Genomic DNA, 9756 nt, shown 5'->3' with positions numbered 1-9756 from the left:
TCCATTGCTCATCGCGAAGTTGTTTACGCATCGTCCCTCCAACCAGATCAATGGGTTGGAGTCGTATTGTTACCTCGAATGTCAACACACCCTAGGCCTTCAACAACGTCACCCGTAGTTTTGAACCCGAAATGCCTGCTATAGAACGAAGCAGTCTTCTGCATATCTTTCGCATAGATGATGATGGTGCCGAGCTTTGCGTTCATGAGCATTTCTTATCGATGTGCGCCTGATTGTGAGAAAGGACTCTGCGAGGACTAGCGTTCGACGTAAGGGACGGCCAGATTCGGCGTCTCCTTCATGAAAGCTCTACGCCGCTTCGAGCAAGAACTCAACCTTGACTGCCTCGAATGGAAAGACGATGCCCCCACCTTCGGCACGATCAAGAACACCCGCATTTAGCAGGGCGGTGATGTCTGAGTGAACGGCTTTCACATCGCGCTCAACGCGACGAGCGGCTTCGCGGATAGAGATTGGCCCGGCACCGCAAAGCGCCTTCAGCAGTTCCCAGCGTTTCGCCGTGAGAACTTGCCAAAGCAACTCCGGGGTTGCGAAGCTGATTCGTGCCGACCGCTCAGGCTTTCCAGTCTTCCAAGACTGTGCAAAGTTCGCCATGGATTCCTCGGGCGAGCGAACCTCAAGAACTACTGTTTTCATCGTCCCACCTCGCAATGTCCTTCTGAAAATCAGCCATCAACCTCTCTGGTGTGCTGAACTTGTAGGTGTTCTCGATCTCGCCAAAATGACGATGATCTCCCTTTCCAACTTCGTTGTCGTAGCGCACCACGCACACCGAGTCGACAACGTAGGCCAATCGATACTTGAATTCGTGAGCGGAGCCCGGCACAGATGACGGGACTCGCCAAAGGACCAACTCAGCAAATGCGTGAGTTGAATAGACGATCCGCGTTCGCGCAATCAGCGTTGCCTTCATGTTGGACATGATGCCAACGCTGGGCAATGTTGTCAATGACTCCAACGAGTCGCGGTAAGACGCCGAACGTGTTCTGTGCCGACGGCTTATTCAACGAGCTCGCGCCAGGCCGTGCAGTTCACCGCTCCGAACCTGGCCATGATTCCCGCACCGCCTCCTTACGCAATATCCCCACCGCCCCGGCGCCCCGCCCCTCTCAGCCAGCGACGTTGAAGACGCTGCGGAGATACGCAAGAAAGGTCTCGTCGTCGCAGATGGTTTTGCCGGGCGAGTCGGAGAGCTTCGCGACCGGGCGATCGTTGCAACGGACCAGCTTCATCACGATTTCGAGTGCCGGATAGGCCGGCCCGAAATCGTTGCTCAGATGGGTGCCGATACCGAAGCCGGTCTGAGCCCGCTGGCTGAAGTGCCGCCACAGAGCGATGGACTTCTCAACGGTCAGGCTGTCGGAGAACACGAGACGCTTGGTCCGCGCGTCGATGCGCAGCTTGGCATAGTGCGCCAGCGCCTTCTCACCCCACTCGACGGGGTCCCCCGAGTCATGCCGCAGCCCATCGAACAATTTGGCGTCGAACAGGTCGAAGTCGCGCAGAAAGGCTTCCATGCCCACCACGTCGGTCAGCGCGATGCCCAGGTCACCGCGGTAGGTCTGGACCCATGCGTCGAGGGCCGCTTTCTGGAAATTGCGAAGCGGCACGTCGCGCACGGCCTGGAAGGTCTGCAGGTACTCGTGCGCCATGGTGCCAATTGGCGTAAGACCGTGCTTCTTGGCCAGATAGACGTTGCTGCTCCCCTTGAAAAACTGGGGCAACTCGGCCGTGAGGGTTTGAACGACCTCCTCGTGCCATGCAGCGCTGAACCGACGGCGCAGGCCGTAGTCGAAAATGCTGAACGGCTGCTCTGCCAACAGGACGCCCGCCTCGCGCTCAAAGCCACGCAATCGCTCGATCTTCTCGGCGAGACGGCGGCGCCCCTCCAGCAAAGCCTGCTCCCGCGGGAACCGGCGTGCGTGAAGCTCGCCAACAATGGCCAACACGAAGATCTCGAAGAACATCACGTGCACCTGCGGCCCGCGGGCAACGATCTCCAGCGCATCTCCCCTCGTCTCGATGCTGAGGAAGCGGCGCTGCAGGCGGAAGATGGAAAGGAAGTCGACGAAGCCGCTCTTCATATAGCGCAGCGACCGGAGGTAGTCGAGCTCGTCTTCCTGGAAGGTCAGCGAGCAGAGATGCTCGACCTCACGGACCACAGCGAGCTTCAGAGCCGCCAGCGGCATGGCAGGCGGGCGGCGGCACACGAAGCGGTACTCGGCCTCGTTGTCGTTGTAGGCGCTGTTGAAGAGCGCCTGCCACATGGTGAACTTGTAGAGATCGGTCTCCAGCAAGCTGCTGATCACGGGCCCGCTCATCGCAAGGCCTCGCTGCCGCGCAGCTGCAGGCCACGCGCCCGCATGGCGGCGAAGAACTCGGCCTGCTGGGCCTCAAAGCCGGCCACCGGGCTCATGCAGTCGGTGATCAGGGTGATGCGCGGCAAGAGCCGCTCCGGCAGATGCTGGACCAGATGCTCCGCCGTCGCCCGGACGCAATGGCTGGAGGCCTCGCCCGCCAGCCAGATCTCGTCGGCCTGGCTCAGCTGCGCCAGCAGCTCGCGGTTGAGCTGGCTGGCCGGGTCGGCGGCATCGGGCACCTCGGCCTGCAGGGCGCTGTAATGCTCGGTCCAAGGGTTGCTGCCCTTCAAAATCTTGCCGACCGAGCGTTGCCGCCCTTCTTCCCAGGCCCGGTAGGCGGCATGCACGCGGGCATGGACCGCATGGCCCCAGCTGCCGATCTCGCAATGCACCGGCCAGACCATCAGCTTGTAGCGGCCGCTGGCTTCCAAGGCCTCCAGATAAGCCAGCGCGCGCTCGCCATGCTCGGCCCGGCGGGGGCGGAACTGCCCGGCCCGCAGGGCGGCGGCGGTGATCTGGGTGAAGGGCAAGACCTGACCCCCATCCTGCTGTTGCCAGAAGGCCGGGTGCGCGATGTCCAGGCGGTGATGCGAGTCCAGCGTGACGGTGATCGCGTCGATGCGCGCCTGCGCCGCCTCGATCAAGCGCCCCAGGCGCTGCATATCGGCATCGGCGCCCGCCACCGGCAGGGCCGGGCTGTGGGCGGGCGCGCAGCGCTGCGGCGGCAGATCGCAGAAATCGTTTTGCGGATCGACGACCAGCAGGTGGAGAAAAGGCCTGGAAGAGGTGCTCACGGCTTCATCGGATCAACAGAGTTGGATCTCAATGTACCCGCATGCACAAGGCAAGCGGAACAAGGCCAAGCCCGTGCGACACTCAAACGCATCCCAACGACCGATGACTCAGACATGGAGCGCTTTCATGTCATGCCCGCAGCAGCCCCGCCCGGCTCCACCGAGCCCGGCCAACGCTGGGTGTTCCAGGGTTCCTGGTGCCTGCAGGACCGCCTGCCCAGCGCCGCCGAGCTGATCGCCCGGGCCGGGCTTGAAATTGGCAGCGCGGCCGGCACAAAGCCGCCCCTCATCAGCCTGGACGCCGGCGCGGTCAGCGCCTGGGACAGCGCTTTTGCCCTGCTGCTGAATCGCCTGAGCCTGCAGCTGCAGGCGCAAGGCGCCCAGCTCGATCTCTCGGCCCTGCCCCAGGGCCTGCGCCGCCTGCTGCAACTGGCCCAGCTGGGCCAGCCGCCCGAGGTGCAGAGCCAGGCCAGTTTCGGCTGGGTCCACAAGCTGGGCCAGGCCACGCTGACGCTGTGGGGCGACCTGCTGGAATTCGCCCGCTTTGTGGGCGAGCTGCTGCTGGCCGGCCTGCAAACCTTGGGCGGGCGTGGCGGGTTTCGGGCCCGCGACTTCTGGGCCATCGTCGAGCAGGTGGGGCCGCAAGCCCTGGGCATCGTCTCGCTGATCAGCTTTCTGGTCGGCCTGATCCTGGCATACATGGGCGCGGCCCAGCTGGCCATGTTCGGCGCGCAAATCTATATCGCCGACCTGGTGGGCATAGGCATGGTGCGCGAGATCGGCGCGCTGATGACGGGCATCGTCATCGCCGGCCGTTCGGGCGCGGCCTTTGCGGCCCAGCTGGGCACCATGCAGGTCAATGAGGAGATCGACGCCTACCGCACCACCGGCCTGGCGCCCATGCAGTTCCTGGTGCTGCCGCGCGTGCTGGCCCTGCTGTGCATGACGCCCTTGCTAACCGTTTATTCCAGCGTGATGGGCATTCTGGCCGGCGCGCTGGTGGCCATGCTGGTGTTCGGCCTGGATGCCACGGCCTACTTCCGCCAGACCCTGGAGGTGCTGACGCTGACCGACTTCTGGGTCGGCCTGCTCAAGGGCGCGGTGTATGGCGCGATGGTGGGCTTGTCGGGCTGCTTGCGCGGCATGCAATGCGGGCGCAGCGCCCAGGCGGTGGGCGAGGCCGCCACCTCGGCCGTGGTGACCAGCATTCTGCTGATCGTGGTGACGGCCTCCATGCTGACCATCATGTTCTACAAGCTGGGAATCTAAGCGATGAGCAGGCCAGACAGCATCGCCCCCATCATCGTCCGAGACCTCAGCATGGCCTATGGCTCGCGCCTGATCCAGCAGGGGCTGAACTTCGAGATCCAGCGCGGCGAGATCTTCGTCATCATGGGCGGCAGCGGCTGCGGCAAGAGCACCTTGCTGCGCCATCTGATCGGCCTGCAGGCGCCGGCCAAAGGGCAGGTGCTGATCCAGGGCCAGGACTTCTGGGCCGGCGACGAAGCCAGCCGCCGCCTGCTGCAGCGCCGCTTCGGCGTGCTGTTCCAGAGCGGTGCGCTGTGGAGCTCGATGACGCTGAACGAAAACGTCAGCCTCATCATCGAGCAGCATTGCCCCGAGCTGAAGCCGGCCGAGATCGCCGAGCTGGCCGCCTTCAAGCTGGCCCTGGTGGGCTTGCGCGGCTTTGACGACTACTACCCCAGCGAGATCAGCGGCGGCATGAAAAAACGCGCCGGCCTGGCCCGCGCCCTGGCCGTGGACCCGCAAATCCTCTTCATCGACGAGCCCTCGGCCGGCCTGGACCCCATCAGCTCCAAGAACCTGGACGAGCTGATTCTGGCCCTGCGCGACAGCCTGGGTGCCACCGTGGTGATGGTGACGCACGAGCTGCCCAGCATCTTCGGCATCGCCGACCGGGCGGTGTTCCTGGACGCCAAGACCAAGACCCAGCTGGCCCTGGGCGCACCGCGCGAGCTGCTGGCCCATGGCGGGCCGCAGCTGCGCGAGTTCCTGAGCCGTGGCGAGACCGAGATGGAAGCAAGCAAAGCATGAGCAAAAAAGCCAACCCCACCCTGGTGGGCGCCTTTGTGATCGGCGCCCTGCTGCTGGCCTTTGTGGCCGTGATGACCCTGGCCCGCGGCAGCCTGTTCCACCGGACCGAGCGGGCGGTGATGTATTTCGAGGGCTCGGTCTACGGCCTGCAGGTCGGCGCGCCCGTCGTGTTCCTGGGCGTCAAGGTCGGCCAGGTCGCCAAGCTGGGCATCACCGTCTCGCCCGAGACCAAAAAATACCTGATCCCGGTGGTGGTGGAGTTTTCACCCGAGGCCGAGAAGCGCTTGCGCAGCACCGGCGTGGCCGATCTGGACGGTATGCGCCGCCTGGGCCTGCGCGCCCAGCTGCAGAGCCAGAGCCTGCTGACCGGCCTCTTGATGGTGGACCTGTCCTTGCAGCCCAAGACGCCGGAGCGGCTCTACGGCCTCTCCAACGAGATGGGCGAGATCCCCACCCTGCCCTCGCGCTTCGACCAGATGACGGCGCGGCTGGAGCAACTGCCTATCGAGGACATGATTGCCGACCTGGGCAGCACCATGGCCGCGCTCAAGACCCTGGTCAACTCGCCCGAGCTCAAGACCCTGATCGGCAATGCCGGCGGCACCATGGCCAGCCTCAAGCGCACCCTGGTCGCCATCGAGCGCCTGGAACTGCAGATTGAAAAACAAGCCGTGCTGCCGCGCGCCGCGGAATCCCTGGCCGCCATGCAGCAGGCGGCCGACAAGACCGGCGCGGCCATGGACAGCCTGAGCCAGCTCAGCGCCGAGAACTCCTCCACGCTGAAGAGCTTGCGCGAGGGTGTGGCCGAGGTCGGCGCCGCTGCCCGCTCGCTGCGCGACCTGAGCACCCGCGACTCCACCGCCGTCTGGCAGCTGGAGCAAACCGCCCGCGAGCTGGAAAACACGGCGCTGAGCCTGCGCCAGCTCTCCGACACGGTGGAGAGCAAACCCGAGGTCTTGATCTGGGGGCGCAAGAGCAAGCCAGCCGCCGAGGCCCCCCCCTCAACGCAAAACAGGAAAGCGGAGCAGCCATGATGAGTCGCAAAACCCTGGGCGGGGCCATGCTGGCGGCCGCCTTGCTCGGCGCCTGCGCCAGCGATGCCCCGGCGCCCCGCAGCCTCGTGCTGCAGGCGCAGCCGCTGGAGGTTCTGGCCACCCTGCCCCGGCTGAGCGCCAGCGTGGTGGTGGACCGGGTGATCCTGCCCGACTACGTCAAACGCAATCCCCTGCTGGAACGCATCGCCCCGGGCGAGCTGAACTACCGCGACAGCGCCCGTTGGGCCGAACCGCTGGGCGAGGCCTTGCCGCGGGTGCTGGCCGATGATTTGTCGGCCCTGCTGGGCCGCAGCGTCACGCTGACCAAGCTGCGCCCACAGGCCAATGCCGCCGACCCCGCCTGGCTGCTCTGGGTAGACGTGCGCCGCCTGGAGGCCGACGCCCAGGGTCAGGTCTTGCTAGAGGCGCACTGGAGCTGGCTGCGCGAAGGTCAGGGCGAAAAACCCTGGCAGCACGGTGTCTTCCAGGCCCAGGCCAGCTCGCGCGACCCCGAACGTATCGCCCTGGCGCACAGCCAGGTGCTGGCGGAACTGGCCCGGGCGGTGGCGGGCGGTTTGGCCCAGGCGCGCTAGAGTCCCGCCAAAGGCCTGGCCTGGTGATAGGGCTCCGGGAAGCGCAGGCCGGTGCGCGCCTCCAAGTCCTGCAGCCCGATTCTTTGCGGCGCCGCGCCCGGCTTGTCCCGGCTGGTATTGGCCACCAGATAGGCCGCCAGCTGCAAGCCGCCCCGGCCGCCCGGGGCCAGCACCAGCTTCCAGAAATGCTGGGGCAGGTGGAAGCTGTCCATGGCCTTGACGCCATCCTCTAACTCCATTTCGCCACGGAACACGGCGTCGTCCGCGGCAAACACCGGCCCGCTGAAGCCGATGATTTTTTTGTGCTCGAGCGCCAGGCCGCGCTCCCATTGCTCCAGCTGCAACCAGGAGCCCAGATTCACATCGGCATGCTGGGGCGAGATATTGGGCAGGAACATCGCGTGGCGGGCCGCCGTCTCGGCGATGACGGGCTCGCCCCAGCTGACCGTCTGCGGCGAGACCAGATGGCCGCGGTGGTAGTCGCTGCGGGTGGTCAGGGCGACGGTGATCTGGGTCGAGCGAGGCACCAAGGGATCGGCCGTCCAGTCCTGCCTGATCTCGCTGGGCACCGGAGCCATAGCCTGACCCGCCACGTTGTAAGCCACGTAATGCGCCAGCCGCCGGCCCGGGTGCATGACCACGGTGAAGTGAACATAACGCAGCACCACGGCGGGTCCTGTCACCGCCGGCAAACCCAGCGGCTTGCGCTTGGAGAAAAAAGCGAGATCAAGCCCCGGCCTCACCTCGCGCAGCCGCGAAGGCGGCACCAGGGCGGCCAGCCCCAGCAACAAGGCCTCGGCCTCGGCGAACTTGGGGTCGCCGTCCCAGCGGGACAGATCGCAAGCCTGGTGGGCCGAAAAATCGGCCGGCACCATCGCCCCGTCCAGCAAGACCGACAGCAGCGCGCCCTTCTCCGCCCCTATGGCCGCCTCATGGTGGACCCACTCGCTGGCGCGCGAGTCGGGCGTCCACAGCACCAGCACGGCACGGGTGCGCGCCAGGGCCGCCTCCAGCTCCGGCGCCCATTCCGCCCCGACCGGAATGCCCCGATCCCACCAGACCGACCAGCCATGGTCCAGCAGCAGGTTCACCACCCGGCGGGCCAGGTCTCTGTCCTTGGAGGAGTAGCTGAGGAAGACGTCGGACATGCGGGGCCTCGCTATGAAGAGGGGCCGGCGGCCTTGGCCAAGACCTGGCGGATGAAGTCGGTCTTGCCCTCGACGTAGCGCGCCCCCTCGTCATCGGCAAACCGCTGCGCCAGCGCTTGCTTGAGCAAGCCATAGGCTTGGGCCTCGTCGGGATGGCTGCGCAGATAGTCCCGAAAAGCCAGATGCCGGCCCACCTCCGCGCTACCCGCCGCGAAGCAATGCAGATGATGGCTGCGCCGGCCCGCACCATCGCTCTTGCGAAAGTAACGCCGGCCCGCAATGCCGTATTCGCCCATGGCCTCGTAACCCTGATCCAGCAGGGCCTGCGCCCTGCGATCCAGCGCATCCACATCGCGCACGACCATCAGCATATCGATGATGGGCTTGGCGCTGATGCCGGGAATCGCCGTGCTGCCGATGTGGTGCAGGGCCAGCATCTCGTCCGCCATCAGACCGCTCAGCCGCGCTGCCTCGGCAGCAAAGGCCTGCGGCCATTCGGGTTTGTGGGCAAGCAGTGTGATGGGCATGAAGGATAAGGTCGCGGTTTCAGATCTGCTCTGATTTGCAGTTAGCGGCAGGACTTGCGTCTTCGCGCCTGGCCTGGATCTCAAAGCCATTGTCCCGGTAGGGGTGGCGGCCAAGCAAGGCGGCCCACAGGCTGGCTGCGGGATAGGCCAGCAGAAATAAGACACCCCAACGCTGGTACTGCCTCACATGCGCCTGCTCATGCCGCCGCAAGCGCGCCAGATCGGCCTCGCTGCAAGCCAGAATGACCTGGCCGAGGGTGATGGCGGCGAAGGGCAGGCGCGCCAGCCACGAGCTGCTGGGCGTCTCGCCCGGGAACACCACCAACTCGATATTGCCGTCCACACGACTGAGTTTGGCAGGGGTGAAAAGGCAAAGCGGCAGCGCGGCCAGGAGGCCCAGCGCGGTGCAGGGGAAGACCCAGAGGGGTTTGAGCATGGGGGCTGAAGGCTTGCGTTTCCTCAACACACTTCAACCTGCCGAAGAATTACTGCTTTGAGAGGAAACTTCGGCGAGTTGAAGTTCGGCAACGGGTCGATTCTGGCGGTTCAGCGAGCAGCAGGTCTGAACCTAGCCTCCCGCAACCCGTTGTGAGCTCGGTCATTGGCTGAAGCCGGATCGACGGCCCAGGCTCACTCGAACACCGGGCGGAAAAAACTGCGCTCGTAACTCAGGAAACAACGCGTTTCCTCGGCGTACTTGAACGCCGCTTGGCACTCTGGATCATCGAAGGACTTGATCCGATAAGCCTCATAAGCTGCCAGCGAGGGAAAGGAAAAAGAGGCGAGCGCGATATTGCTGGCGCCTTCAGAAGGAAGCAGGTAACCGTGGTGAATGCCGCCAAACTTCCTCACCAAAGGAATCCAGACCTTGCCGTAGTGTTCGAACTCCTTGATCTTGCTTGGATCAAGAACGTAGCGCAGATGGCAGGTGATCATTTGGTGAAGCTCCTTGTTTGAACTTGAAAAGTCGCAGCCCGGCTAACACCGGGCCGGCACAGCTTATACGCTTCCCGTCCCATGCTCGTGGCGTAACAAGCGCCCCAAAATCACGAAGCCTTGTAGGTCTGCAAATGAATACTCGTCTCCGTGGCCCCGATGCCGCGGATCAGGCGCACCCGCTCCAGCACCTGAGCCTGTCAGAAACTTTGTGTGTGAGGCATAGCATGTCGACAAGGAGCATGAATGCCAAGCAAGACAAAAACCACCGCTACGGCGGAACAGGCG

13 protein-coding genes are annotated in these 9756 nt (G+C 64.7%); 4 read left to right on the top strand and 9 right to left on the bottom strand.

Annotated elements, in window-relative coordinates; translation table 11 throughout:
* Window positions 1-47: 47 nt before the first annotated feature.
* The 5 genes from HNP55_RS23840 to HNP55_RS23820 all read right to left on the bottom strand — a co-directional run bounded on the left by HNP55_RS23840 (window position 48) and on the right by HNP55_RS23820 (window position 3175).
* Window positions 48-206 carry a VOC family protein gene (locus HNP55_RS23840; protein WP_184304899.1) on the bottom strand — a complete coding sequence of 53 codons (159 nt, stop codon included), beginning with the start codon at window positions 204-206 and terminating at the stop codon, window positions 48-50.
* Window positions 207-309: 103 nt separating this feature from the next.
* Complete coding sequence (locus tag HNP55_RS23835; protein WP_184304897.1) at window positions 310-657, bottom strand: DNA-binding protein; 348 nt, start codon at window positions 655-657, stop codon at window positions 310-312.
* Window positions 638-943 (bottom strand): DUF6516 family protein, encoded by a 306-nt coding sequence (locus HNP55_RS23830; protein WP_246448646.1) that lies wholly within the window; start codon window positions 941-943, stop codon window positions 638-640. Before HNP55_RS23830 ends, HNP55_RS23835 begins: the two co-directional genes overlap by 20 nt.
* A 187-nt stretch (window positions 944-1130) precedes the next feature.
* A complete protein-coding gene (gene pncB, locus HNP55_RS23825; RefSeq protein ID WP_184304895.1) occupies window positions 1131-2342 on the bottom strand; it encodes a nicotinate phosphoribosyltransferase in 1212 nt (403 codons plus the stop codon).
* Window positions 2339-3175: a cysteine hydrolase gene (locus HNP55_RS23820; protein ID WP_184304893.1), complete on the bottom strand. Its 837-nt coding sequence runs from the start codon at window positions 3173-3175 to the stop codon at window positions 2339-2341. Before HNP55_RS23820 ends, pncB begins: the two co-directional genes overlap by 4 nt.
* A gap of 132 nt (window positions 3176-3307) precedes the next feature.
* Here HNP55_RS23820 and HNP55_RS23815 point away from each other — a divergent pair, with 132 nt between their 5' ends.
* The 4 genes from HNP55_RS23815 to HNP55_RS23800 are packed head-to-tail and all read left to right on the top strand — an operon-like array spanning window position 3308 to window position 6857.
* Entirely contained in the window at window positions 3308-4444 is a 1137-nt protein-coding gene (locus HNP55_RS23815) for an MlaE family ABC transporter permease (protein WP_184304891.1), read from the top strand.
* Window positions 4445-4447: 3 nt separating this feature from the next.
* The gene (locus tag HNP55_RS23810) at window positions 4448-5230 is read left to right on the top strand and encodes an ABC transporter ATP-binding protein (RefSeq protein ID WP_184304889.1); all 783 of its coding nucleotides are present in this window, start codon (window positions 4448-4450) and stop codon (window positions 5228-5230) included.
* Window positions 5227-6264, top strand: a complete 1038-nt coding sequence (locus HNP55_RS23805; protein WP_184304887.1) for an MlaD family protein — start codon at window positions 5227-5229, stop codon at window positions 6262-6264. The genes HNP55_RS23810 and HNP55_RS23805 overlap by 4 nt, the downstream gene beginning before the upstream one ends.
* Window positions 6264-6857 (top strand): membrane integrity-associated transporter subunit PqiC, encoded by a 594-nt coding sequence (locus HNP55_RS23800; protein ID WP_184304884.1) that lies wholly within the window; start codon window positions 6264-6266, stop codon window positions 6855-6857. Before HNP55_RS23805 ends, HNP55_RS23800 begins: the two co-directional genes overlap by 1 nt.
* Here the strand turns inward: HNP55_RS23800 and HNP55_RS23795 are convergent.
* The 4 genes from HNP55_RS23795 to HNP55_RS23780 all read right to left on the bottom strand — a co-directional run bounded on the left by HNP55_RS23795 (window position 6854) and on the right by HNP55_RS23780 (window position 9468).
* On the bottom strand, window positions 6854-8005 hold the full coding sequence (locus HNP55_RS23795) for a DNA/RNA non-specific endonuclease (RefSeq protein WP_184304882.1): 1152 nt from the start codon (window positions 8003-8005) through the stop codon (window positions 6854-6856). The genes HNP55_RS23800 and HNP55_RS23795 overlap by 4 nt on opposite strands.
* 11 nt (window positions 8006-8016) lie before the next feature.
* Window positions 8017-8532: a GrpB family protein gene (locus HNP55_RS23790; protein ID WP_184304880.1), complete on the bottom strand. Its 516-nt coding sequence runs from the start codon at window positions 8530-8532 to the stop codon at window positions 8017-8019.
* A gap of 19 nt (window positions 8533-8551) precedes the next feature.
* The gene (locus tag HNP55_RS23785; RefSeq protein ID WP_184304878.1) at window positions 8552-8968 is read right to left on the bottom strand and encodes a hypothetical protein; all 417 of its coding nucleotides are present in this window, start codon (window positions 8966-8968) and stop codon (window positions 8552-8554) included.
* A 194-nt stretch (window positions 8969-9162) separates the two neighbouring features.
* Window positions 9163-9468: an NIPSNAP family protein gene (locus tag HNP55_RS23780; RefSeq protein WP_184304877.1), complete on the bottom strand. Its 306-nt coding sequence runs from the start codon at window positions 9466-9468 to the stop codon at window positions 9163-9165.
* Window positions 9469-9756 lie beyond the last annotated feature (288 nt).

The organism is Roseateles oligotrophus (genome assembly GCF_014204525.1).
In the GTDB taxonomy this organism is placed as follows: domain Bacteria; phylum Pseudomonadota; class Gammaproteobacteria; order Burkholderiales; family Burkholderiaceae_C; genus Paucibacter_A; species Paucibacter_A oligotrophus_A.
Note: the sequence above shows the minus strand (reverse complement) of the source record. Positions and strands in the feature narration are given on the sequence as shown.

Excerpts from the sequence above, each read along its gene's own strand:
- HNP55_RS23800 (WP_184304884.1), top strand. The coding sequence starts at position 6,264 with ATGAGTCGCAAAACCCTGGGCGGGGCCATGCTGGCGGCCGCCTTGCTC.
- HNP55_RS23830 (WP_246448646.1), bottom strand. The coding sequence starts at position 943 with ATGTCCAACATGAAGGCAACGCTGATTGCGCGAACGCGGATCGTCTAT.
- pncB (WP_184304895.1), bottom strand. The coding sequence starts at position 2,342 with ATGAGCGGGCCCGTGATCAGCAGCTTGCTGGAGACCGATCTCTACAAG.
- HNP55_RS23805 (WP_184304887.1), top strand. The coding sequence starts at position 5,227 with ATGAGCAAAAAAGCCAACCCCACCCTGGTGGGCGCCTTTGTGATCGGC.
- HNP55_RS23835 (WP_184304897.1), bottom strand. The coding sequence starts at position 657 with ATGAAAACAGTAGTTCTTGAGGTTCGCTCGCCCGAGGAATCCATGGCG.
- HNP55_RS23790 (WP_184304880.1), bottom strand. The coding sequence starts at position 8,532 with ATGCCCATCACACTGCTTGCCCACAAACCCGAATGGCCGCAGGCCTTT.
- HNP55_RS23785 (WP_184304878.1), bottom strand. The coding sequence starts at position 8,968 with ATGCTCAAACCCCTCTGGGTCTTCCCCTGCACCGCGCTGGGCCTCCTG.
- HNP55_RS23780 (WP_184304877.1), bottom strand. The coding sequence starts at position 9,468 with ATGATCACCTGCCATCTGCGCTACGTTCTTGATCCAAGCAAGATCAAG.
- HNP55_RS23810 (WP_184304889.1), top strand. The coding sequence starts at position 4,448 with ATGAGCAGGCCAGACAGCATCGCCCCCATCATCGTCCGAGACCTCAGC.
- HNP55_RS23840 (WP_184304899.1), bottom strand. The coding sequence starts at position 206 with ATGAACGCAAAGCTCGGCACCATCATCATCTATGCGAAAGATATGCAG.
- HNP55_RS23815 (WP_184304891.1), top strand. The coding sequence starts at position 3,308 with ATGCCCGCAGCAGCCCCGCCCGGCTCCACCGAGCCCGGCCAACGCTGG.
- HNP55_RS23795 (WP_184304882.1), bottom strand. The coding sequence starts at position 8,005 with ATGTCCGACGTCTTCCTCAGCTACTCCTCCAAGGACAGAGACCTGGCC.